The following is a 24,389-nucleotide window of genomic DNA, read 5'->3' as shown; positions in this document are numbered from 1 at the left end:
CCCATTCGCGGGCCGTTTTTTATTGTTTTTCCAACCCGTCCATAGGAATCGCCATGAAGAAAATTCGCACTCCGCTGGAGCGCGCTGGCGCAGCGTTGTCTGCTCGCAGCACCACAGCATCCAACACCATGCCGCAAACGCCGCCAGAGGGTGTTTTGAGCGGTTTTTCGGATATTGCCGAGCAGTTCATCGCAGCAAGCCAGTCAGCCGCCACCAAACGCGCATACGCCTCTGATCTGAAGCATTTTTTCGCCAACGGCGGGACTATTCCAGCCAGTCCAGCGGTTTTGGCCGAGTACCTGGCCCAGTGCACGGAAAAATTGTCGGTAGCTACCCTGGAGCGACGGCTCACCGTGATCCACAAAGCTCACCTCGATAAAAATCTGGAATCCCCGGCCCGAAGCGAGACCGTGAAGCGCGTGATGCAGGGCATTCGCCGGACACTGGGTACCAAGCAGCGACAAGTCCAGCCCATGGTCAAAGACGATCTGCTTGCGGCGCTGGTGATGATCGACCAGCAGAAGATGCCTATTAAGGCCGCGCGTGATCGCGCCTTGCTGCTCGTGGGGTTTGCGTCGGCCATGCGCAGGTCGGAGCTTGTGGCCGTGCGTGTTGAGCACCTGACCCATCTGCCCAATGGAATAGAGATTTTCTTACCATCTAGCAAGACTGACCAAGAGGCTCAGGGCCGCACAGTGTTCATTCCTCATGCCAATGGCGAGCGTTGTCCAGTGCGTGCCTTGGCGCATTGGCTGGAAATTTCGGGGATCAATGAGGGGTTTGTGTTTCGTGCCGTCAGCCGCCATGACCGCGTTGCACAGCATGGCCTATCTGCGCAGTCAGTGGCGCTAGTGGTGAAAGCGTCGGTGGAACGCGTGGGTGGTGACGCTAAGAAAGTCAGCGGCCACAGCTTGAGGGCTGGCTACTGCACAAGCGCGGCAGAGAAGGGTCTGCAGCCGTGGCAGATACGAGAGCAAACAGGGCACAAATCCGACGTGACACTGGCAAAGTACATCCGACCCGTGTCAAGGCGGAAGATTCCGAGTTTGTTGTAAAAAAATGGCCTAATTACCCTACACCTACAGACCACAAAACCGGGAGCATTACATGAGCAACGGTCACCCCGTTCATTTCGCCAACTTCATTTGTCATGTCGGTGATGCAGAGCTTGCAGATGTCCTCCGCGAGATCGTCATCCCGGCATTTGAAACAAAGAGCGCTCGCGCGTTCCGAGACATTCGATACCTTCTTCACCAAGTCGTGGTGACAAATCTCCCCATGCCTGAAGGAAGCGATGCCCCGGCCATCATTGGCCGTCTGATCAAGGACATGGTCGTTCGCAGTGAGCAACAGTTCGACCCCACTACGGGTCAACTGCTAAAAGCCAAGCAACAGATGCATACCTCCCCCTCCTCGATGTTCGTGCTCCTGCTGGATAGCCACAAACTCATCTACTGCCATGAGACGCCCAACGCACCGGGGCTAGACGCCTTTAAATCGACCATCAGTTCGTTCCTATCCCATGCCAGAGAAAATTTGATCCGCGAGTTCTATGACGACGCGCGAGCAATCGACGATGGCCGTGAGGCGATCGATACTGCGCTTTTGTATAAGTTTTCCCCGAAAGCAATGGGCGAAAGCGAGACCGTCGATGGTCTCAGAAAGCCAACGCTGAAATTGCTTAGAGCGCTAGTCCCTCATCCAAGCCTAGAAGTTGTCCCGCTTTCCAATGATGAGAGCCTGCGTGAGTTCGTCAAGCGGTTCAAAGTGCTGGACCACGCCAGCGTACGGCTACTGCGCCGGAATTCGGAAATTGATAATGACGAATTTTTCGAGCAGGTGCGAAATAAGGGGGATGATGCTGGAGCAGAAGTTTCGACAATCACCTACAAAAACAAGAGTGGCCTTACGAAAAATCATGTCATATCTCAATTGGAGTCTGCTCTCACAGGAAATGCAGAGGTTCAGTTGAGTGGAAAGGATGAGGCGAATGTCCGGATTCGAGGGACGAACGAAGAGTTCAAAGCTGTAGCCAAATTAAATGACGTTCCCCCATCAATCAAGAGCGCCGCTAATGTATTGCTGGGCCTCTTCAACGAATACGTACGCAAGGGGCTGGTTAAGATTTCAAAGGCGCAGCATTCAGATGGACATGTTGCTTTGATCCGCTCAGTAGTTGCGTCTCATGCGAGAGGAAACGCCGATGGCGATACCAACACCTAAGGACCTAACAAAGGAGAAAAGCCTCTTTGCTCTTTGGAGGCTCTCCTTCAAGTTTGAACAAAGTCGTTTTAATCTGATAGCGGCTTTGCTGGTTTCTGGGATGATTCTTCGATTTGTTTGGTTAGTTCCGGAGTACCCCGAACTCATCACAGGCCAACTAAGACGCCTAGTAACTGCAGGCATCGCGTTCGCTCCATCAACCCTCGGTTTCTTGATAGCTGGTTTTACGGTCTTCGTAACCGTAATTCGCATTGACGTATTTTTAGAGATGGCTCAGCGCGAGAAGCCCGGAACTGGTGAAAGCTTTCTAAAGTACAACCTGTCGGCGTTTATGGTGGTATTTGTACATTACGTTACTTACCTTTTTTGCTGCATCACGCTAGACCTTTTCATTCAAACAGGTGGACTGGCGTCTGTAGCACTAGCTAACGCAAGAACCTACCCAGAGATAGCTGGCCAAGTAGATACTGTCAAGTACTGGGTCAGCGGGGTACTGCTTATGTTCATGGGAGGCTGGACCGTGTATTTGGTAATGCTGCTCAAGTCACTTGTTTTCAATGTCTATCATGTCACATTGACCGCCGTCCGCTGGGAGTGGGAAAAGTCTTCCAACTCTAAGCCCTCAGTTCCTAAGGTTCCTTAAAGGATGTCCTGAACAACTCGGATTAGTAAGTGCTACCGGTCCGTTTTTTTAGATGACGCAATTGCAGCCGTTTTGCTCGCGTCGTGAAGCCATTTTTCACGCCCATTAAGGCCATTTGCCCCGCTTTTGCGGCCCCCTTGCCTGTTTGCAGACGCACTCATCCCTGCGCCGCCAGCAATTGGTGGCGCACCATCCACAGGTTCGATAGTGCAAACAGCGTCTTGAGCTGCAACGTGTTCTTCTTGAGCCCCCGGTAACGCACCTTGGTATAGCCAAACTGTCGTTTGATCACCCTGAAGGGGTGTTCCACCTTGGCCCGGATGCTGGCCTTGATCTTCTCCACTTGGTCTATGAGCGCATCAACGGGGTTGTTCTCTTTGTCCAGCTCTTTGCGCTTGCCTGGGCGCATCGCCACATGCCAGGTGACGTCTTTGCTGGCATCGGAGCGCTTGTGTGCGCCTTGGTAGCCCGCATCCCCAAAGACGTCTGTCTCCTGACCATGGAGCAAACTGTTGCCTTCCACCACATCAGACACGTTGCCCGAGGTGCCGATGACGGTGTGCACCAGCCCAGAGTCCGCGTCCACGCCGATATGGGCCTTCATGCCAAAGTGCCACTCGTTGCCCTTTTGGCTGGAGTGCATCTCTGGATCGCGCTTTCTGTCCTTGTTCTTGGTGGAACTCGGTGCTGCAATCAAGGTGGCGTCCACGGCTGTTCCGGCCTTGAGCAGCAAGCCCTGGGCTGCCAGCAGATCATTGACGGTGGCCAGAATCTGATCGGCCAGCTTATGTTTCTCCAGCCGATGGCGAAACCTCAGGATGGTGCTCTCATCCGGTATTCGTCCATGGGCATCGAGCTGGGCAAACTCTCGGTAGATCGGGGTATCAAAGAAGGCTTCTTCCATCGCCAGATCTGACAGGGTGAACCACTGTTGCATGCAGTGGATGCGCAGCATGGTCTCCAGTGCAAAGGGTGGGCGACCGTTCTTGCCTTCTGGGTAATACGGCGTGATGAGCTCGACCAACGCAGCCCAGGGAACCACCAGATCCATCTGGGCAAGAAGCTCCTGCTTGCGGGTCTTCTTGGTACTCAGGCTCAGATCAAGGCTGCTTTGCTTCATGGCCGTGAGATTGCCATCGCCTGCTGACTCCTACCAAACATCGGGGGAAGTTTTGCAGGATTTCCTAAACACAGTGCACACAAGATCAAGTCAAAAAGCTGTAGCTATTTCAATACCAATACCAGCAACTTTGGCCGCGTCTATGCGACTCTTGTCTTTATGCGTTCAGGGGTCTAACTGACCAAGAAGAGCCTTCACCGAAGAAAGCTTTGCAACGTGGGCAAGTCTCAGCGTAGATGCTGATCTGGGTGTCGCAATTTGGGCAGATGCCTTGAGGCGCTAACGCATCGGCAATTCGCCTGCGCTCGGCATCCTCTTGCTTGCGCAGAGCCTCTTCAGCCATGGGGTCGGGCCATACAGGCGCCGTAATCAGACGAGACACCAACTCGGCATACTGAGGTTCATCAATCTGACCTCTAGCTTTGGCCGACTCAAGCACCGAAACGCGTTGTTCGTGCCACTGCGGACTGCATGCACGCATGCGCTGAAATACCGAGGCCAATACCACGCGCATGACGGATGGCTCCATCTTGTCGTAATGCAAGTGAAGCTCGCCAAAATTGGTGATCAAAGTGATGAAGGTGTGTATCTTGGTCTTGGTGGTCAGGCCGTTGAGAATTGCCGCGATGGCCATCCCTTCAATAGCACCTTCCACGCCGAAGCCGCCACCTACAAAACCGCCCCCACTGGTCACAGAACCTGGCCCAGTGATATTGAACTCGACTAACTCAAAGTAGGAAAAACGAGCGGAGCGGGTCTTGCCTTGAAGGATGACGCCTTTCTCAGTGAAAAGTGCATCCACTGGTTCACCCGATGAAAATGGAAATTCGGCCCCTCCCAGACAAAGAGTTCCTTTGAGATGTACTTCGTTGAAATTCATATGATTCTTGCTTAGTCGTGCCATGGGGCAAAAATTGGATCGTCGTTGGAGACGTTTTTCACCGACACGATTGATGGTATGCCTATCAGGCCCTGCCAGACTCTAGAACCAACTTCCTGGTCCATGGGTGGTGGGCTAGCTTTCGCTGGCTCGCTTGGCAGAAGAGGAGTCCGTCGCGGTTCCAAATTTCTTTGCGTTCATGCTCCGGACTACTTCGTCAATGTGCGACGTGGCCAAGTGCGAGTACCGCTCCGTCATTTTGGTAGTCTGGTGGCCCAGCACTTTGCTTATGGACAAGAGGCTTGCGCCATCCATGGCAAGGTAGCTCGCTGTCGTATGCCGCAGGTCGTGGAACCGGAATTCCTCAATGCCGGCAGTTTGCAGTGCGAAACCCCATGGCTTGCGAAGGTCGACTGGCTGATCGGCATTCGTTGCGCTCGGAAAAATGAGCCCGGTAGCTGCCTTGATTTGCCGACTTTCAATCAGCTTTGCGCGTCGCTCTTCCAGCATCTCCAGTGCAGGAGATGTAATTAGTACTGAACGGGCTTTGTCGTTCTTGGTTTTGGTCAGATGTACGCGGGTGAAGCTCTGGTCTGGTGCTGTGTGCATGTCTTGCCAGCGCATGCCCATGATTTCGCCCTTGCGCATGCCGGTCGAGATCGCCAGCACAACCACCAAATATAGGTCGGGGTTCGATGAGTTTTTGCACGCGTTGAGCAATGACTCGCGCTCCGCATCGGTCAGGTAGCGTGTGCGCTCGTTGCTGACCTTCGGGCGCTGCACGTTTTCTACCGGCGAAGACTCGCACCAGTTCCACTGCTTGCGGGCCACGGTGAACGCATGCGAAAGCGCCATCATGTAGCGCAGCACGGTCGCTGGGGCAGGGGGCTTCCCAAGCCGTGTCTTCGATTTTTTGAACTTGTCGATGCTCCGTGTCACAAGATCGGTTGTGACTTCGGACAAGGCGTAGTGCCCAAGTTCGTCAATCCACCAAGCGATATGCGTCTTGTGGTCTTTGCCGCCGTTGGCTTTGTCGGTCAGCACATTGTCGCGATAGCGCTCCAGCATCTCGCGCACGGTGTGCTTGCTGGCAGAGTTTTTCCGGATGGTCATGCCAGTGCGGATTTCGGTTTCCGTCTGGATGGCCCATTGCTTGGCGTCGGTCTTTCGCAAGAAAGTTTTCGACTGCGGCGGATAGCCTTGAATACGGACCTGAGCTTGGTAGCTCACTTTGCCGTTTTGGTCTTTGCGTTCACGGATTGCAGCCATGTTGTGTTTTGTGTACGGTCAGCGAAATGTGACGGCACAAAACTGGCTGGAGAGAGATGGCACTGTTGTGCAGTGCTGCCAAATTGTGCCGTCTACTGTGACTTGAGTGTGACAGGAGACGGCACTTGGGGCAATAACGACTCGTAAGTCGTTGATTTTATTGGTGCCGGAGAGATGAATCGAACACCCGACCTTCTCATTACGAATGAGTGGGTTGGTGTGCTCACTTGTGTTGATTGATACTGATATAATCAATAAAAATCAACAAGTTAGACGATTTTTGCCGAGTGCATAAACAGTAATTATGTTGATTGAAGTTCGGCATTTTTCGGTAAATAGTCTTACATCCGCCCTTACATCCTGGTCGATGTAAGACCGCAAGGGGCACCACATGGCAAAGATCGCTTTCACCGCCGGCCGGGTATCGGGGTTCAAGTGCCCGCCTGACAAAAAGCAGGCTTTCATGTGGGATGCGACCGCGCCGGGGCTGGGGCTGCGTGCCACGCCTGCCGGGAAACCCGCCTATGTGTTCCAGGGCGTGTACCAAGGCAAAGACCTACGCATCACGATTGGGAGCCCCGCCGCCTGGAGCATCCCCAACGCCCAGGCTAAGGCACGCGAACTGCAACGCCTGATTGATGAAGGCAAAGATCCCCGCGACCTGAAACGCGATGCCCTGGCCGCCCATGCTGAAAAACAAGCTGCCGCCGCCGCTAAAGTCCTGACCGTTGGCGAGGTGTGGCCGCTGTATTTGGAGAACGGCAGGCCCAAACGCCGGGATGCATGGAAGCCTCGTTACCGCGCCGACTTGGAGGCAATGGCCGCCCCAGGGGGCGAACCAAAAAAGCGAGGGCAGGGCGTGACACGACCAGGGCCGCTTTATCCGCTGATGGCGTTACCGCTGGTCGGCGTGAATGAAGACACGCTTAAAGACTGGTACGACCGTGAAGCCATGACCGGCAAACACCAAGCCGCTCGCGCCTTGATGATGTTTCGAGGATTTCTTCGCTGGTGCGCTACCCGCACGGAGTATCGGAATCTGACAGACCGCGATGCGGGCAAGGCCGCGGCTATTGTGGAAAGCCTGCCCAGTAGCACCCGCCGCACCGATGCCCTAGAAGCCGCTCAGGTGCCCTGCTGGTGGGATGGTGTGGAGAAAATCAGCAATCGCATTGCCAGCGCCTATCTGCGCGCCTTGCTGCTGACAGGTGCCCGCCGTGAAGAACTGGCTGCCCTGACATGGGCGAATATAGATTTTCAGTGGCGGAAGCTGATCATTGCCGATAAGGTGGATAGCACCCGGACCATCCCTCTGAGTCCCTACATGGCGCAAATGTTGGCAAGTCTGCCCAGGGTGGGGCCGTATGTGTTCGCCAGCACGGGCAAGGCAGGGCGCATTACCGACGCGCGCGCAAGCCATGCTCAGGCCTTGAAACACGCCAGTATTGAACACCTGACCTTCCACGGTCTACGCCGGTCTTTTTCGCTGCTGGGTGAAGCCGCAGGGGCACCAGCCGGCGCCATCGCGCAAGTGATGGGACACAAGCCCAGCGCCACCGCTGAAGGCTACCGGCCACGCACCACCGACGCGCTGCGCCCCTTCCTTGCGCAGATAGAGGCTCATATCCTGAATCTGGCCGGGGTGCAGTTCGATCGCGCCAACGAACCGGGCAAGCTCCAGGTAGTGTCAAACTGAGAGCATCAGACTTCACCAAAAATATACAAAACTCTATGCACTCACACGACGAAGTCTATCGAGTTTCGGGGCACTGTACTGGACGACCTGCTAAGCTTCCCGCAGTCTGCCATGCGTGAAGCCGGGTATCAGCTGGACAGGGCGGCGGCGCTGGGCGACATGACCCTGGGCGGCACCATCACCCAGGCCATAAACCTTGCCGAGAGCATGCAGGTGGCATTTGACGCCGGCGCCAAACGCATCCTGCTGCCCATGTTCAGCGTGACGGATATTCCCTCCGTTCCGGGCGAGCTGTTTGCCAATTTCCAGACGAGTTTCTATTCAGACCTGGTGGATGCGGTGTTCGAGGCGCTTGGGGTGGAGTGATAGGCTGATGGGTACAAGAGCTCTGCCTTACGACTAGAACAACAGCCTGTCTGCATGCAGATTCAAGCCAACGCGCGCAATTCGGCTGACGGTGGCCCATAGCTCACCAGCCGAACGTCCAGGCTGTGGCCCTGAGTCTTGTCCAGCGCCCTCTGAATGGCAGAGTGAATCCACTCGGGGGCATTCCCGAATGCACCACCGCCAAGCAGGGTCAGCAGCACGATATTCGAGCCGCCTTGCCGGTGGTTGAGCACTCCAGCGAGCAACGTGGCTTCATATGCCGCATTGAGCACCAGTTTCGCAAAGTCCTGCCAATGTACCGCGGGCACCCGTCCATAGGCCACGGGAAGCGCAGAACAGAAGACCTGACTGACCAGCTGCCCAGGGGCGACAGCACCTTCGGTGACCTCCACGCCCTGGTGGACACCTACGCGAAGGAGCCCGGTCAATTCGTAGAGCGCGGGCTCGCTGGCGTCTCGCAGATAAGCTGATATCCGGTCCAGCCCTGACTTAGTGGCAAGCGCATAGCCGTTTTGCATCGTCCACAGCTCGGGCACAGAGCATCCCAGTGCCTCGGCCAATGCTGCCCCCAAATCTGCAAGGCCATCGAGTTGGTGCCTTGCGCTTTGGCCGACCTGGTCGCCGACCGGTACAAAGTAGTTGCGGTAGATCGTGGCTGCGCCCGCGGCGATGGCGCACGCGGGTCCCTGGGTTCGGTCGTACGCATAACGGGTCACGCCGTCTTCCGGGGAAACATTGGGTCCCACCATTTCCAATGCGTTGAATTGACTGGCCACCTGGAACACCGCACCCGCATATTCAGGCAACTGGTGCATTTTGCGCACGTCTCCCATGACGATGCTGATCCGTGTCTGCCCGGTCGACCCCGTCCCTTGGTCCACTTGGGCACGCAGGTCAGCCAGCGAGGGCATCTCAAATTGGCCGATGCAAAAGCTGCGGCCGTTGACTTTGGAGCGCAGGACTTGGCCGTCCACCTCCAACTGCGCCTGTGTGGCGCCATACGGGCCTTCGTTGAACCCGGTCAGACGGCTGAACCAGTTGTCATTCATGGGAGCTGTGGATGTCTTTGGTTGGCATGGGGAACCAGTGTGCCGGTGACATCACACAAGTCAAGGCAATCATTGCAATATCGCCGCCCCGCTCCTGACCTGGCTGCTCCATGACTATCGCAGCACATTGCGAGACGCTCAGCGGTCTTGCACCGCATACATCGCCCGCCAAACGCCCATGTAGGCGTCGTGGCGCTTGCTGCTTTTGACGGCGCCCTTGAAGTTGCTCCAGTGCAAACCCATCACCTGGTCGTGCAGCACCTGTGCCACGGCCTCTCGGGGCACGCGAGCTCGGTACTTGTAATCCGTGCCTTTATTCACCTCGACCTGGGCTTGCGGAAACACCGATTCGATGTCGCCCTTGATCCGCTCGCGCACTGTGAGGGTGTCCGTGTCACCGGGCTTTCGGACCACGCTGATAAAACTGTCTGGCAAAAATATCCACATCGTGCTGTCTCCTTGTCGCGCTCGGTTTAGCCCAGCGCCTGCTGCAACGCCTGGAGAATGACCTGGTCATTTTTGTGGGACACAAACTCCGCGAGCCGAGCGCGAGGCACCAAACTCAACGCCTGCGTCTCCCAACCCATGTTCGCCGGATGTCCACCCACCCGCTTGGCGAGGTAGTAGCGCGTCACCGAGGTCGTGCGGTGCGAATCGCACAGAAACCCGGTCAACGCCACGCGCAGCCCCGATTCTTCGAAGCCTTCCTTCAGCGCATTCGCACGAAGGCCCAGGCCCCAGTCCAGTTTGCCCTTGGGGAAGGTATTGACGTAGCCGCCGAAGGCGTTACTCGGTGAAACCACCCAGATACGACCATCGCCCTCAAGGATGCCCAAGCCCTGAAACACGCCGAAATTGAGTATCTGACATTCCACGGTCTGCGCCGTTCCTTCTCGCTGCTGGGTGAAGCTGTCGGGACTCCTGCTGGGGCTATCTCGCAGATCATGGGCCACAAGCGAGCGCAACAGCCGAAGGCTACAGGCCGCGCAGTATTGATGCCTTTCGCCCGTTTCTGGAGCTAATAGAGGGCCATATCCTGAGTCTTGCCCGTATGCAGTTTGAGGCCATAGCAGAACCGGGCGAATTGCGCGTGGTGGCTAGGTGAAATAGCACAAATACAAATAATCCTTGAACTTCAAATAAACATAGCTACGCTAAACAACGAATGTGACGTTCGACTCGGCCAAAGATGCCGCCAATCTGGCAAAGCATGGCTTTTCATTGCTGGATGCGCTGGGCTTTGAATGGGAAACTGCCGTGCTGTGGCCGGACAAGCGCCGGGACTATTGCGAGCCTCGCATGGTGGCGCTGGGTTACATCGGCTTGCGTGTCATGTCCGTGGTGTTTGTTGACCGCCCGCCTGAGCATCCGACCGAGCGCCGCATCATCAGTTTGAGATAAGCCAACACGCGAGAGGTGAAACGCTATGCCGAAACTTAAAACCGGAACCACTCTGCCGACCTCTTCTGAAGACACCTCCATTTCCACTACTGCGCTGGCCGACATTGATGCGGTGCCGTTTACTGATGCCGAATGGAAGCAGGTCAAACCACTGGTGCGTCGTGGTCGCCCGCTGGGCAGTGGCACCAATACACAAGTCACTCTGCGTCTTGATGTGGAGGTAGTGGATAAGTTCCGGGTGTCGGGCGATGGTTGGCAGACCCGTATCAATGACGCTCTGAAAAGCTGGGTGCGCACGCCCGCCTGCCCGCTTCGTCACAGCTAGGCCCGCGAATCGAAAACCGAAATGCCTTCGGCCGCCTGCTGGGGCGCCCATTGAACGCTGCTTTGAGGGGGCAAGAGTGAATGCAATTCAAATCCCGGAAAAACCTATTACGCTAGTGCAGGCCGCACATTTATTGGCTGGAACCGTTTCACCAGACAGTCCCGATGCCGTTCGCAAATCGCTCAATTTCATTCTGGCACGAGCGCATAGCGGGGAGGTTCGAGGAAGAGATCCGGACACTTGGGTTCCGTTTGATACGGCTGGAATTCCTCCCGACGTTTATGCTCGCCGTCTAGTCTTGCTACCGGACGATCTTCGCCGCCTTGCCTCTGAATGTGGTCTGCCTGTCACCATTGACAATGTGGTAATCCCGCTCTTGGCCGGCCATACTGCGTCAGTTTCCCACACCGATCCGCCGCAGGCTGCGCCCGCCGCCCCGGCGCCCGAGAAGTGTTCCACTCCGGCGGCTGAGGGCGCCAGTAGTGCGCCGCTGGCTCTGACTACCGGCGATATTGCGTTTTCCTTCGACGGCATGCGCTGGAACGAAAAGGAGTGGCGCAAGCCACTTGGCGATAAGCCCAAATGGCTCCAAAGCTGCGTGGTGATACCGGGACAACGGGGGGTGAGAGAGACGCGATGGAACCCGGTGTTGATTGCCGCAGCGCTGGTGCATAACGGCCATGTGCCAATCCGGCAAGTGCGTGCGAGGTTCCAGACGCGGCCACTGCTACTGCCATGGCTGGACGTATGGAAAACCTACGAAGCCGACAACTTTGAAACGCAATAAAAGCCATGAGAACCCCGGGGGTGAACCCCTTGTTTTGATGGGTAATGTGCTGCAAACCCGCATGGATGCTTGATTTCAGAACCCCTTATTCATTCGTAGGGATACGGGGTTTTCAAAGTTCGCTCATATCCGGCCCCTGCTGCCGGGTTGAAAGCAAGCTGCAATGCACGCCCTTCCACGTATCGAGACTCGCGAACAAGCGACCGCACAGAAATTCACGCCTCTGGAGCATGAAAACCGTCCTGCAGTGGATACCGCCGCCGCTGCTTTTTACCTGAACCGCCGCCCGCAGACCCTGCGGGGCTGGGCATGTATGGAAAACGGCCCAATCCGCCCAATCCGAGTCAATGGCCGGTTGGCCTGGAAAGTGGCCGACATTAAAGCCGTACTTGGCGTTGGAAGTGGTACCGCCTGAAAGTCGAGTAACCGGTCGCAGCCGGGTTTCCAGTTGCCTCGTGTGGCCCGGAATGATTCAAACCAAGCGCATCATACCGTTCCCATATGAGGCTTTTAAATGAAAGCTTATATGAATCAAATCATTTTTGAGTCGCATCCTCGAGATTTTATTCTTGATTTTCTTGACTTTTTGGAGGTTGACCTGGGTAAGCTCGGTTTGTTGTCGGCTTGCTATGAAGTAGGTGAACAATTTACTTTTTCAATAATCGGTCCAACACCGAAAAATTTCGATTTCCTCATTATTGAAAAATGGGAAAAAATAGGCGTTGAAGGCTGGAGCAGGATTATGGAAGATGACCTGAAATTCGAGTGGGATGCGACTGAGTATGGCGGAAAAATTCATATTCTTCCCGGTATTTCTGCTGTGTTGGACTTGGTGATAGATTATAAAATTCCCGCGAAAACTATTGAGCCCCGACACGGTGAGAGTGGTTTGGGAGATGCCCTTGAGGTTGACCCAAAGGCCCCTTACGTGACTGCCCATCAGCTGCTGTCAAAGGATTGGAGTTGGCAGGATCCGGAAGCGAAAACGAGGTGCCAAACGCTACATCGCGTTGGTGGGGAATATTTTTATTGGGATGGTGCACGGTACAAATCCATGACAAATGACGCTATCCGTCGCTACCTGTATGACCGATTGAGCAATGCAGTGTCGATTACTGACGGTACATCGTTCAACCCGGATCAGAGCAAGCTAAACAAGATTGAGGATGCTTTGCGATCAGCAGCATTTCAGGAGGGAGATTCTGGTTCCGATTTCTGGTTCGACGATGATGGCAATTGCAATCTGATTTCCACGGAGACCGGCCTGCTTGATCCATTGAGCCGCGATCTTCAACCGCATAGCCCGAGGTTCTTCACCCGCAGTAGCGTCCCGGTTGCGTATGGACAACAGAGTTTGGAGGCGCCTGTGGAGTTGCTGCACTTCTTGGATTCGGTGTTTCCGAATGATTTAGACAGCGTGCGCCTGCTGCGCCAGTGGTTCGGCTACATGCTGACTAACCGAACGGACCTGCAAAAAATATTACTGCTGGTTGGACCGCCGCGCTCAGGCAAAGGGACCATCTGTGCGGTGCTGTCTAGCCTTCTTGGTGCCGGTAACGTGGCAGGGCCCACGTTGTTTGACTTCACAAGTCAGTTTGGCTTGGCGCAACTGATCGGAAAGAAGGCGGCCATCGTTGGGGATGCTCGTTTTGCCGGTCGGCATGATCAAATGGCACAAGTGGCGTCTCGCCTGCTGGCGATCTCTGGCGGTGACATTCTTACCGTGGATCGCAAGCACATTGATCCGTGGATTGGCCGCATAGGCGCCAGGCTAGTCATTTGCAGCAATGAACTACCTCGCTTAACTGACAACTCTGGGGCGCTTGCAAACCGATTCTCCATACTGCAAATGCGCCGATCCTTTCTTGGTTCGGAGGATCGGCGCTTGGCGGAAAGGTTGCAGGCCGAGCTTTCTAGTATTCTGAACTGGTCGCTTGATGGACTCGATGACTTAAACACCATGGGGAATTTTTTGCAGCCTGAATCAAGTCAGGAAGCAAAAAAGGATCTGGATGCTATTACATCGCCAATCGCTGATTTTGTGGATGATGTGTGTGAATTTTGCGAAGGTGCTTCCATACCATGCCAAGTCCTTTTTGATAAGTGGCGGGAATATTGCGTGTCCCAAGGAAGAGAGCATCCCGGTACCCTTCAGCTGTTTGGCCGTGACTTAAAGGCGGCGTTCCCTTCCGTGAAAACAGAGCAAATGCGATCCGGAAATATGCGTGGAAAGCGTGCTTTCATAGGCGTCCGCTTGCGTGAGCCCACCTTTTAGGTACCGCCAACTTGTTCTACTGCCCGGTCTTGCGGAAGTTTTTTCTTGTTCGTACCGATAGTTCGCAATCTTCCTAATTAGATGGGTCATGGGGCAAAGGTTGATTGCGCCGGAGGTGTTTCGGCACGCGATACGGAACGTGCAGATCTCTTGCGTGGTGTCCCACTTCTTCAGTGAAATCAACCATTTGTAAAATTGGAACCCGATGGAACGCTATTTTGACAACTTGGGCGAAAAATTAATCCTGAATGGTAACGGTAACCAGGATATGAAAACCTGTAAGGTGCTGGTTACAGAGAAATATCGATGAAATGTGGTTTCTCGCGTTTTATGCGTTCCATTGCCTTCTGTCCCTTGGACTCTGCGACGATCACCTTTGTTGTGGCAGGTCGTGATTCGATACTGGGGGTAGCAAGTTTTGAATTTTGAAGGTACCCAATGGCGAGACCCCCCCATCACCACCGTGTCGAGGCAATAACCTTACTGCGAACCTTGAGCGCCCAGCATGGCGCAAAGGAGGGCGCAAGGCTGGCCCGCCAACAGTTCCCGGGTGTCCCTGCTGGAACATGGGGGCGTTGGCGACAACAGGCCGTGGGCCGTGTGGCCGATGCTGATGCGAAAGCAACGTCGGCGTTGCAGCAGGAGGTTAGGCGTAGCATTCCTACCCCAGAGACACTGAGTCGGGTAATGGCACAACCGGTGCCCGCTACGCGTCGGGCATTAGATTTTTGGACGAAGCTGGACGAATTGGAGAATGATGCACGTCTGATGCGGGAGTTTGCGCTTTCCCGTGGCGCTGATGGAACCGTAAAACTCAAGGTCCCGTTCGCCTTGCGAGACGCCCACCGCATGAGTTGTGACTTGATCCGGCTGGGGTTGCAACAGGCCGAGGTTGCATTCGGTGTGCAGCGTGCCCAACAATTTTTTGATGCGGTCGTTCACGCTGTTGGTGAAGAAAGCCCGGACTGTCAGCGTCGCATCATGGAGCGGCTGCGCCAAGTGCAGGGCGAGCCTGCTGCGCGTGGCTTTTGAGTTCCCATTTTGCGGTTTCCAGTCCATGCTGCTCTGTATGTCCGTAGGCGCTGTTTCAGCAAATCTAAGAACTCCACTTTTCAGGAGCTATGCACAACGCGCTAATCGGATGTACTTGACTCGGCAACCGGAGCATGGCTTACCGAAAGAGTTGAAATTTTCTGTTAAAAATCTAATGAGGAGGGGGACAGAAAGGTTGCTCTTTTAGATATATCGCTTTTGAAAAGTGAGTCCTCCAAAGTGCATGGCTTTGCCATAAACAACAGAGAGATCCTCAGCTTCATGCTCCCTTTCGCTCCCGGCTCCCGCGCGGTCATCCGCGACGAAGAATGGCTCATCCGCCGCATTGACCCCTCTGCCGATGGCGGCTGGCTCCTCAGCTGTGACGGCATTTCAGACCTGGTGCGGGGCCAGTCAGCATTGTTCCTGACCGCGCTCGAAGACACCATCGAGGTTCTCGACCCCGCCAAGACCGAACTGGTGCCCGACAGCAGCCCCACCTACAACGCCACCGTGTTGTACCTGGAGAGCCTGCGCCGGCGCAGCGTGGCCAACGACGACAAGATTCACCTGGGCCACAGGGGCGTGATGAACCTGGTGCCCTACCAGCTGGACCCGGCCTTGCAGGCGCTGAAACAACCCCGCTCCCGCATCCTGATTGCCGACTCGGTAGGTCTGGGCAAAACGCTGGAAGCCGGCATCCTTGCCACCGAGCTGATACAGCGCGGCCGCGGCAAACGCATCCTGGTGGTCACCCAAAAGGCCATGCTCACCCAGTTCCAGAAAGAGTGGTGGAGCCGCTTTTCCATCCCGCTGGTGCGACTGGACTCGGTGGGACTCGCGCGGGTGCGCAACCGCATTCCGGCCAACCACAACCCCTTCAACTATTTCGACCGCAGCATCATCTCCATCGACACGCTCAAGAGCAATCTGGAGTACCGCAACTACCTCGAAAACGCTTGGTGGGACATCATCGTCATCGACGAGTGCCACAACGTGGCGGCCAGAGCAGGGGAGTCGGGCCTGTCTCGCCGCGCACGGCTGGCGCGGCTGCTGTCCAACCGGTCGGACACGCTCATGCTGCTGTCGGCCACACCGCACGATGGTTCGGCGCGCAGCTTTGCCTCGCTGATGAGCCTGCTGGACCCCACGGCCATTGCCGACCCCGACCACTACACGCCCGACGACTTCCGCAGCAAGGGCCTGGTCATCCGCCGATTCAAGAAGGACATCAAAGACCAGGTGCAGGCCGACTTCCAAGAGCGCCAGACCATCTGCCTGCGCCAGAGCGCCAGCGCGCAGGAAGAAGCCGCCTACCGTGCCTTGCTCGACGTGGCCTTCACCCAAGGTGGCCAGCACAAGGCCGGGCGCCAGCAAGAGCTGCAGCGCATCAGCCTGCAAAAGGGTCTGTTCTCCAGCCCGGCCGCAGCGCTCGAATCCACGCTCAAGCGCATGGAGCTACTTTCCAACAAGTCCAGCCCCACACAAGAGGAGCACACCGAAGTGCGCGGCCTGGAAGAGCTGGCCCACAGCCTGCGCGCCTTGACCACCGACGCCGCCGCCACCAGCTTCAGCAAATATCAGCGCCTGCTGGCCCACCTGCGCTCGCCAGACTTCGCCTGGAAAACCAACGACGCCGCAGACCGCCTGGTCATCTTCTCCGAGCGCATTGAAACCCTGCGCTGGCTGCAAGAGCAGCTCGCTGCCGACCTGAAGATGAAGCCCAATCAGTTGGCCGTGCTGCACGGCCAGATGGCCGATACCGAGCAGCAGGAGCTGGTAGACCGCTTTGGCCGCCTGGACGACCCCATCCGCGTGCTGTTGTGCTCCGACGTGGCCAGCGAAGGCCTGAACCTGCACTACTTCTGCCACCGGCTGGTGCACTTTGATTTGCCCTGGTCACTCATGGTCTTCCAGCAGCGCAATGGCCGGGTGGACCGCTACGGCCAAAAGCACCAGCCGCAAATCGTTTACCTGTTTACCGAGGCCACCACCGACAAAATCAAGGGCGACCTGCGCATCCTCGAAATTCTGGCCGCCAAAGACGAGCAAGCCGCCCTCAACCTGGGCGACCCCTCCGCCTTCCTCAACGTCTTCGACCCCGACAAAGAGGCGGAGAAAGTCGCCGACTTCATGGCGCAGGGCATGAGCCCCGAACAGGTCGAAACCAAGCTGGATACGGCCGCTTCGGAAGAAGACGATAACGAGGGCGACTACCTGCTCAGCCTGTTCGGTGGCGACGAGACCCCAGCGCCCGCCAATAGCACCAGCCAGATTGACGAGCCCACTTCCCTGTTCGACAGCGACTACCACTACACCAAAACCGCGCTCACGCAGCTCAACCAGGTGGACACCTTGTGCCAGTGGACGGCGCACGACGCCGAGCAAATCATTGCCCTCACCGCGCCGCGCGACCTGCAAGAGCGCCTCAAGCAACTGCCCCGCGAAGTGCAGGCGCAGAACGACCTGTACTCCCTCTGCGCCAACCCTCAGCGAATGGCCGAGGCTATCGAAACGGCTCGTCAAAACCGTTTTGAAGATGACACCTGGCCCCAGCTGCACTACCTGTGGCCCCAGCACCCCATCATGGACTGGATTGGCGACCGCGTGCTCACCCACTTTGGCCGCCACCGCGCGCCCCTGCTGCAAAGTGGCAAGCTGCAGCCGCAAGAGCAGGCCTTCATCTTGATGAGCATGGTGCCCAATCGCAAAGGCCAGCCCCTGCTGGTGGAGTGGCAGGTGGCCCACCGCATCGGCACTGGCCCCTTCGCCCTCGAATCCTTTGACGCCTTTGCCACCCGCGCAGGGCTGCGTGCCAACGGCCTGCCGAACCGAGGCCACACCGAGGGGCTGGACGCCACCTGCGCCGCCATGCAGCAAGCCTTGCCGTTGGCGGTGGAAGCAATGCACGTCCACATGCTCGCCAAGCAGGCCACTTTTGCCAATCAGTTGAGCGAGCGCCTGCAAGGCACCCTTGCTGAGCTGGAGCGCCTGCAAGGCCGCCAGGTGCAGCAGCTCACGCTTGAACTCGAAAAGCAGCTGGAGACCGTCAAGCGCGGCCGCTTCGAGCAACGCAACCAGCAAATCACCCGCGTGTTTGACGACTACCGCCAGTGGGTGCAAGACACCCTCACCACCGAACCCCAGCCCTGGATACAAGTGCTCGCCGTTGTGTGCCACCCCCAAGCTGCCCTTGCCGCCACCGCCGGAGCCTGACCCATGCCCGTACTCGAAGCCGTTCAAACCTTCGCTGGCATCACCAACGAAAACGAGTTCTACAGCCACCACTACCTGGCTGAAGTGTTCAAAGGCGACATCAAAGACCGCCTGGAAGCCTGGGACGCGCAAGAAGCCCAGCACCCCAGCGATGCCCCAGACCACGAACAGCACCGCGCCCCGCAAAAGCGCCTCCAAGCCTGGGCCCAGCGCTGGTTCGCCCTGCGCGGCCAGGTGCAGCGCGGCAAAGACGAGCACGAGCGCTGGCACGCCTTCATGCAAATTCAGTCCGGCCTGTTGCAAGCGCTGGGCTACGCGCCACCCCCGCGCACCCTCACCCTGCACGAACTGGCCCCCGGCCTGCCGCTGCCCGTGTGGCACTTGCAAGGCCAGCGCCTTGCCATCATCCCCGCCTACCAGCCCAACCGCGAAGACGAAGACCTGCTCGACCACCAGCTCACCGCCTTCCACTACGGCACCGAGCCCTTGCCGCCCCAGGTCAAGGGCGAGACCTGGGCCGATTTGCTGTCAGACGCCGTGTTTGGTGCCGACCAGCCCCCGCGCTACGTGCTGCTGCTGGGCCTGGACGAATGGCTGCTGCTCGACCGCTACAAGTGGCCCAACAACCGCGCCCTGCGCTTTGATTGGGCCGACATCCTCGACCGCAAAGATGCCGACACCCTCAAAGCCTGCGCCGCGCTCTTGCACCAAGACAGCCTGGCTCCCGGTGAGGGCAACAGCCTGCTGGAGAGCCTGGACGAAAACGCCCACAAACACGCCTTTGGCGTCAGCGAGGATTTGAAATACGCCCTGCGCGAAGCCATTGAACTGCTGGGCAACGAAGCCGCCCGCCAGCTCGACGAACAAGCCAGCGGCAGCAAGAAGAGCGTGTATTCGGGCCAGTACAAGCTCGACGCTGGCGTGCTCAGCCTCGAATGCCTGCGCATGGTGTACCGCCTGTTGTTCATGTTCTACATCGAGGCCCGGCCCGAGCTGGGCTATGTGCCCATCAACAAAAGCGAGGTTTATCGCAAGGGCTACAGCCTAGACAGCCTGCGGGACCTTGAGTCTCAGCCCCTGCTCACACAGCAGGCGCGCGATGGCAAATACTTCGACCTCACCCTGCGCCGCCTGTTTAAGTTGGTGGCCCACGGCTGCGGCATGGGTGGCGAGCAAGCCAGCCTGCGCAATGCCGACCAGGCTGCCCTGCAAGGCGCCAAAGACACCTTCGCCCTGGCCCCGCTCGACAGCCGCCTGTTCGACGACGCCTCCATGCCCCTGCTGGGCAAGGTGCAGTTTCCCAATGCTGTGTGGCAGCGTGTGATTCGATTGCTGTCCTCAAGCAAGCCGAAGGGTCGGGGCGCTCGTCCAGGCCGCGTCAGCTACCAGTTACTGTCCATCAACCAGCTGGGTGCCGTGTACGAGGCCCTGCTCAGCTACCGGGGCTTCTTTGCCGACGAAGACCTGTACGAAGTCAAACCCGCACCCAAAAAAGGCCGCGCCGCAGCGGACGATGACGAAGGCGATGACGACGCAGACGGCGGCGATGACGCGAACGACAGCGCCAGCACAGGCCGCCCCGCCCGCGCCAGCGACTCTGACGCCGACATGCTGGAAAACGCCTGGTTTGTCCCCCGCAGCCGCATCGACGATTACAAAGACGACGAGAAGGTCTACGACAACGACGACGGCCGCCGCAGGCTGCGCATGCACCCCAAAGGCAGCTTCATCTATCGCCTGGCGGGCCGCGACCGGCAAAAAAGCGCCAGCTACTACACCCCCCAGGTGCTCACCCAGTGCCTGGTGAAGTACGCCCTCAAAGAACTGCTCGACGAGAAAAACGGCCGCGTCAAAAAGGCCGACGACATCCTCACCCTCACCGTGTGCGAGCCCGCCATGGGTAGCGCCGCGTTCTTGAACGAAGCCGTCAACCAGCTGGCCGAGGCTTACCTGGAGCGCAAACAGGCCGAGCTCAAAACCCGCATCCCCCACGACCAGTACCCGCAAGAGCTGCAAAAGGTGCGCATGTACCTGGCCGACCGCAACGTGTTTGGCGTGGACTTGAACCCCGTGGCCGTGGAACTGGCCGAGGTGTCCATCTGGCTCAACGCCATCTATGGCGAGCAAGACGACAACGGCCAGCCCTTGCCCGCCCGCGTGCCCTGGTTTGGCTACCAGCTCTTTGCCGGCAACAGCCTCATTGGCGCGCGCCACCAGGTCTACAACGCCGCCGCCCTGAAGAAGGGCGCCAAACCCGCCTGGCACGAAGCACCGCCGCGGCGCGCCACAGCTGACGCACCGCGCCGCCCCGACGAAATCTGGCACTTTCTGCTGCCCGACCCCGGCATGGGCGACTACACCGACAAGGTGGCCAAGAGCCTCTACCCCGAAGACTTTGCCCGCCTCAAAGCCTGGCGCAAAGCCCTCACCGCGCCGCTGGGCGACTATGAAGTGGCCCGCCTGCAGCAACTCAGCCAGCAGGTGGAGGCCCTGTGGGCACAACACACCGCAGCCCTGGCCCGCGACCGCGCCCGCACCGAAGACCAGCTGCGTGTCTGGCCGCATGAATTTGAAGTCAAAAGTGCCTCTGGCGCAGACACGACAAGCGCAAGCAGCTATCAAAATGGTAGTGACGGCCGCTCTACCCGCGTTAGCCGCGCCCAAAAAGAAGCCATCCGACAGCAAGGCCTGCTCAACGAAGACGGCGACCTGGCCACCCCGTTCCGCCGCCTCAAGCTCGTCATGGACTACTGGTGCGCCCTGTGGTTCTGGCCCATTACCCGCAGTGCCGACCTGCCCAGCCGCGAACAGTGGTGGATGGAGGTGGGTGCCATCCTCGAAGGCAACGTGGTCGAGATGGAAACCCAGCGCGGGCTGGACTTGATGCCCACCGCGCCCGATGCCCCCCAGGTCCTCGTGCCCGAGGTGCAGCCCGCATTCGAAGGTTTTGAAACCCAGTTGCCCCTGAGTCAGCCCACTGGCGGCGCCAACCCGCCCAACCTGCACGACAAGTTTGGCCAACTGCGCATCAGCAAGCTGCGCCAGCACTTTGCCCGTGTGGCCGTGGTGGAAGGCATTGCCGAGCAGCGCCGCTTTATGCACTGGGAGCTGTGCTTTGCCGATGTGCTGCTGGGCGCCCGGTCGGGGGCTGAGGGACGCCCCGGTGGCGGCTTTGACCTGATTCTGGGTAACCCGCCGTGGCTGAAGGTGGAGTGGAACGAAGCGGGCATTCTGGGCGAGCGCAACCCGGTGTTTGCCGTGCGCAAAATCAGCGCCAGTGATTTGGCCCAACTGCGCGCCGAAGCGTTTGCCCAGTTCCCCGGCCTTCAAGCTGAATGGACGGACGAGCTGCAAGAGGCCGAAGGTACGCAAAACTTTCTCAATGCCGTGCAGAACTACCCGCTGCTCAAAGGCGTGCAAACCAACCTGTACAAATGTTTTATGCCGCTGGCTTGGGGCTTGTGCAGCGCGCAGGGCGTGACCGGGCTGCTGCACCCCGAAGGGCCGTATGACGACCCTAAGGGCGGCAACCTGCGCGAAGCGGTGTACGCGCGGCTGCGGCGGCATTTTCAGTTTGTGAACGAATTAGCGCTGTTTGCTGAGGTACACCACCTGACAAAATTCAGCGTCAATATCTATGGCGCCGCGCAAGCCTCGCCGCGTTTTGACCAGTTGGCCAACCTGTTTGCACCCGCCACTGTCGATGCCTGCTACCTGCACGACGGCTTGGGCACGGTGGGCGGCTACAAAACCGAGGCTGGGCAATGGAACACCAGCGGCCACCGCGACCGCATCGTGCGCGTGGATGAAGCTGCGCTGGCCACCTTTGCACAGCTCTACGACGAACCCGGCACCCTCGCGCGCCGCGCCCGCCTGCCCGCGCTGCACGCTGGCGCCCTGAGCAGCGTGCTGGCCAAGCTGGCCGCCTACCCGCGCCGCTTAGCGGACTTGGGCGAGGGCTATGTCTCCACCGAGATGTGGCACGAAACCATGCAGCAAAAGGATGGCACCATCGCCCGCCGCCCCAGCACCGCCCCCGGCTTTGCCACAACGCCGCACGACTGGGTGCTGTCCGGCCCGCATTTCTTTCTGGCCAATCCGTTCAACAAAACCCCGCGCAAGGTCTGCACAGCCAATGGCCATTACGACATCATCGACCTGCAGACCCTGCCCGACGACTACATACCGCGCACCAACTACCGCCCCATGCCCGACCGCGCCGAATACCTGCGCCGCACGCCTCGCGTAAGTTGGCTGGAGCAGGACGGAACGCCGAACAGGCCGGTGACGGAGTTTTTCCGACTGGTTTTCAGTAACTACGTGAGCATTTCGGGCGAGCGAACTACACGGCCAATCATTGCGCCGCCCGGAGTGGCACACATCCACACGATTTCCTCTCTGACATTCAGGAGCCAGGCTCAAGCGGTGGATGTGGCTGGATTCATGGCATCCGTACCATGTGATTTCAGTGTTAAGAGCGCTGGCATGGCCCATCTCTACATGAATCAGCTTGGACGTGCGCCATTCATTGAAAACCACATCGGCCTTCGTGCCCGCACTCTCGCCCTCAACTGCCTCACTACCCACTACGCCCCGCTGTGGGAACAGGTCTATGACCTGGACTTTGCCGACCAGTGTTGGAGCCAGCCGGGCAACCCGCGCCTGTCGCACGATTTTTGGCCCACCCTCACCAGCACCTGGACGCGCGATTACGCCCTGCGCAGCGACTACGCCCGCCGCATGGCCCTGGTTGAAATCGATGTGCTGGTGGCCCAGGCCCTGGGCCTGACGCTGGACGAACTGCTGCTCATCTACCGCGTGCAATTCCCCGTCATGCAAGGCTACGAGCGCGACACCTGGTACGACGCCACCGGCCGCATCGTCTTCACCAACAGCAAAGGCCTGGTAGGCGTGGGCCTACCGCGCAAAGGCAGCCGCACCACCCCCCGCACCCGCATCACCACCCCCGACGGTAAGGTACGCGAAGGCAACTTCGGCTGGGACGACCTGTGGGCCTACGCCAGCCGCGAGGCCGGCGACAGCGAAGAAACCCAAAAGCGCGGCGGCACCCCCAAGGTGCCCGATGGCACCACCATCACCCAATGGCTCATGGACGACACCCTCCCCGGCGGCCCCCGCGAAGTGCAACGCACCTACACCGCCCCCTTCACCCGCGCCAGCCGCGAGGACGACTACCGGGTGGCGTGGGAATTCTTTGAGGGGCAACGAGATGCGAGCCAACTATGAATCCCCACTTCCGTCAACGAGCCCGAGAGGCATTGCAACGCGCCAAAACAGAGATAGCAAGCGGCTGCGATGAGCGCCTGAGTTACGCCGCGCTGGAGCTTCGTATGGCGATTGAAGCCGTTACCTACGAGCGGGCCAAGTCTTTCGAAAAGGAACTGCCTCCGCAGGAATACGACGTTTGGCAACCCAGCAAACTGATGAAAGTGCTGCTTGAGCTAGAACCGCTGGCAGATGCGAGCGGAACCTTGTCTTTTGGTTTGGAAGATGAACCGGGTGTCCCCGCCAAGGAGATGCGGACCTTGGGCTCAGAAAAGGTTTTCAACCTGAAGGACATCAAGGGGAGCTACGACGCCCTCGGTTCGTTTTTGCATCACCCCACGCTGAGGCAGCTCAACAGTGGTGGTCACGACTGGCGGAAGCTGCGCAGCCGCTGCGATGAGTTGGTGGTCAAGCTTGATGCTGTGCTTGCTTCTCCCGTTTTCAACATCAATTTTGGTACTTTCACGACCTTCAATTGCATGAATGAGGACTGTGGCAAGACGGTGCGAAAGCGTCTGCCCCGTGGGCAGGCCGAAGTGCCGGTAGTCTGCTTTGAATGTGGTGCTGAGCACGTCGTTCAGGTTGAACAAACGGGCACGCAAACGGTGCGCCCGGTGGTACAAGACGTGTGTTGTGCAAACCCCGAATGTGGTCACGCACTCAAGCTATTCCGGCATCAAATACGGGCCGGAGCATATTGGAAATGCCCTGAATGTGGCACCCAGTGCCGGGTTGGCTTTGCCGTGTTTGCAGACACGCCTGTATCACAAAACGCAGGGTGAGCTAGTGAGCTGTGCTTG

At 58.1% G+C, this 24,389-nt stretch carries 20 protein-coding genes; 13 read left to right on the top strand and 7 right to left on the bottom strand.

Annotation, left to right across the window (positions count from 1 at the left end):
• Positions 1-53: 53 nt before the first annotated feature.
• Genes C380_RS14025 through C380_RS14015 form a run of 3 tightly spaced genes read left to right on the top strand, consistent with a single transcriptional unit; the run spans position 54 to position 2,866 of the window.
• Complete coding sequence (locus C380_RS14025) at positions 54-1,055, top strand: site-specific integrase (RefSeq protein ID WP_015014516.1); 1,002 nt, start codon at positions 54-56, stop codon at positions 1,053-1,055.
• Positions 1,056-1,107: 52 nt separating this feature from the next.
• Positions 1,108-2,223, top strand: coding sequence for a hypothetical protein (locus C380_RS14020; RefSeq protein WP_015014515.1), 1,116 nt, complete (start codon positions 1,108-1,110; stop codon positions 2,221-2,223).
• The gene (locus C380_RS14015; protein WP_015014514.1) at positions 2,204-2,866 is read left to right on the top strand and encodes a hypothetical protein; all 663 of its coding nucleotides are present in this window, start codon (positions 2,204-2,206) and stop codon (positions 2,864-2,866) included. Before C380_RS14020 ends, C380_RS14015 begins: the two co-directional genes overlap by 20 nt.
• A 157-nt stretch (positions 2,867-3,023) precedes the next feature.
• On the opposite strand, the gene C380_RS14010 is transcribed toward C380_RS14015, so the two are convergent.
• The 3 genes from C380_RS14010 to C380_RS14000 all read right to left on the bottom strand — a co-directional run bounded on the left by C380_RS14010 (position 3,024) and on the right by C380_RS14000 (position 6,135).
• A complete protein-coding gene (locus C380_RS14010) occupies positions 3,024-3,986 on the bottom strand; it encodes an IS5 family transposase (protein WP_015014513.1) in 963 nt (320 codons plus the stop codon).
• 157 nt (positions 3,987-4,143) lie between these two features.
• Positions 4,144-4,866, bottom strand: coding sequence for a hypothetical protein (locus C380_RS14005; RefSeq protein ID WP_148279964.1), 723 nt, complete (start codon positions 4,864-4,866; stop codon positions 4,144-4,146).
• A 135-nt stretch (positions 4,867-5,001) separates the two neighbouring features.
• Positions 5,002-6,135, bottom strand: a complete 1,134-nt coding sequence (locus C380_RS14000) for a site-specific integrase (RefSeq protein WP_015014511.1) — start codon at positions 6,133-6,135, stop codon at positions 5,002-5,004.
• 391 nt (positions 6,136-6,526) lie between these two features.
• Between C380_RS14000 and C380_RS13995 the strand changes: the two genes are divergently transcribed.
• Together C380_RS13995 and C380_RS13990 are read left to right on the top strand one after the other, a co-directional pair.
• Positions 6,527-7,831, top strand: coding sequence for an integrase family protein (locus C380_RS13995; protein ID WP_015014510.1), 1,305 nt, complete (start codon positions 6,527-6,529; stop codon positions 7,829-7,831).
• A gap of 111 nt (positions 7,832-7,942) precedes the next feature.
• Complete coding sequence (locus tag C380_RS13990) at positions 7,943-8,197, top strand: hypothetical protein (RefSeq protein WP_015014509.1); 255 nt, start codon at positions 7,943-7,945, stop codon at positions 8,195-8,197.
• Between the two features lie 62 nt (positions 8,198-8,259).
• On the opposite strand, the gene C380_RS13985 is transcribed toward C380_RS13990, so the two are convergent.
• The 3 genes from C380_RS13985 to C380_RS13975 form a co-directional block, all read right to left on the bottom strand.
• Positions 8,260-9,267: a hypothetical protein gene (locus C380_RS13985; RefSeq protein ID WP_015014508.1), complete on the bottom strand. Its 1,008-nt coding sequence runs from the start codon at positions 9,265-9,267 to the stop codon at positions 8,260-8,262.
• Positions 9,268-9,405: 138 nt separating this feature from the next.
• Positions 9,406-9,714, bottom strand: a complete 309-nt coding sequence (locus C380_RS13980; protein WP_015014507.1) for a hypothetical protein — start codon at positions 9,712-9,714, stop codon at positions 9,406-9,408.
• 26 nt (positions 9,715-9,740) lie between these two features.
• Complete coding sequence (locus C380_RS13975) at positions 9,741-10,232, bottom strand: NUDIX hydrolase (protein ID WP_238544018.1); 492 nt, start codon at positions 10,230-10,232, stop codon at positions 9,741-9,743.
• A gap of 202 nt (positions 10,233-10,434) precedes the next feature.
• On the opposite strand from C380_RS13975, the gene C380_RS13970 reads away from it, so the two are divergent.
• The 5 genes from C380_RS13970 (at position 10,435) to C380_RS24065 (ending at position 14,055) form a co-directional block, all read left to right on the top strand.
• Complete coding sequence (locus tag C380_RS13970) at positions 10,435-10,668, top strand: BrnT family toxin (RefSeq protein WP_015014505.1); 234 nt, start codon at positions 10,435-10,437, stop codon at positions 10,666-10,668.
• A 25-nt stretch (positions 10,669-10,693) separates the two neighbouring features.
• The gene (locus C380_RS24505; protein WP_015014504.1) at positions 10,694-10,993 is read left to right on the top strand and encodes a BrnA antitoxin family protein; all 300 of its coding nucleotides are present in this window, start codon (positions 10,694-10,696) and stop codon (positions 10,991-10,993) included.
• Positions 10,994-11,069: 76 nt separating this feature from the next.
• On the top strand, positions 11,070-11,780 hold the full coding sequence (locus C380_RS25015) for a hypothetical protein (RefSeq protein ID WP_015014503.1): 711 nt from the start codon (positions 11,070-11,072) through the stop codon (positions 11,778-11,780).
• A 163-nt stretch (positions 11,781-11,943) separates the two neighbouring features.
• On the top strand, positions 11,944-12,195 hold the full coding sequence (locus tag C380_RS24500; protein ID WP_083871615.1) for a hypothetical protein: 252 nt from the start codon (positions 11,944-11,946) through the stop codon (positions 12,193-12,195).
• A gap of 111 nt (positions 12,196-12,306) precedes the next feature.
• Positions 12,307-14,055, top strand: coding sequence for a phage/plasmid primase, P4 family (locus C380_RS24065; protein ID WP_051022540.1), 1,749 nt, complete (start codon positions 12,307-12,309; stop codon positions 14,053-14,055).
• A gap of 720 nt (positions 14,056-14,775) precedes the next feature.
• Here C380_RS24065 and C380_RS13960 read toward each other — a convergent pair.
• Positions 14,776-15,114 carry a hypothetical protein gene (locus C380_RS13960; protein WP_015014501.1) on the bottom strand — a complete coding sequence of 113 codons (339 nt, stop codon included), beginning with the start codon at positions 15,112-15,114 and terminating at the stop codon, positions 14,776-14,778.
• A 255-nt stretch (positions 15,115-15,369) separates the two neighbouring features.
• Between C380_RS13960 and C380_RS13955 the strand changes: the two genes are divergently transcribed.
• Genes C380_RS13955 through C380_RS13945 form a run of 3 tightly spaced genes read left to right on the top strand, consistent with a single transcriptional unit; the run spans position 15,370 to position 24,371 of the window.
• The gene (locus C380_RS13955; RefSeq protein WP_043566594.1) at positions 15,370-18,303 is read left to right on the top strand and encodes a DEAD/DEAH box helicase; all 2,934 of its coding nucleotides are present in this window, start codon (positions 15,370-15,372) and stop codon (positions 18,301-18,303) included.
• 3 nt (positions 18,304-18,306) lie between these two features.
• Positions 18,307-23,550: a hypothetical protein gene (locus tag C380_RS13950; RefSeq protein ID WP_015014499.1), complete on the top strand. Its 5,244-nt coding sequence runs from the start codon at positions 18,307-18,309 to the stop codon at positions 23,548-23,550.
• The gene (locus tag C380_RS13945; protein WP_015014498.1) at positions 23,547-24,371 is read left to right on the top strand and encodes a hypothetical protein; all 825 of its coding nucleotides are present in this window, start codon (positions 23,547-23,549) and stop codon (positions 24,369-24,371) included. Before C380_RS13950 ends, C380_RS13945 begins: the two co-directional genes overlap by 4 nt.
• Positions 24,372-24,389 lie beyond the last annotated feature (18 nt).

Source organism: Acidovorax sp. KKS102, assembly GCF_000302535.1.
Taxonomy (GTDB): Bacteria; Pseudomonadota; Gammaproteobacteria; order Burkholderiales; family Burkholderiaceae_C; genus Acidovorax.
The sequence above is the reverse complement of the archived record's forward strand: the minus strand, read 5'-3'. Positions and strand labels throughout refer to the sequence as shown.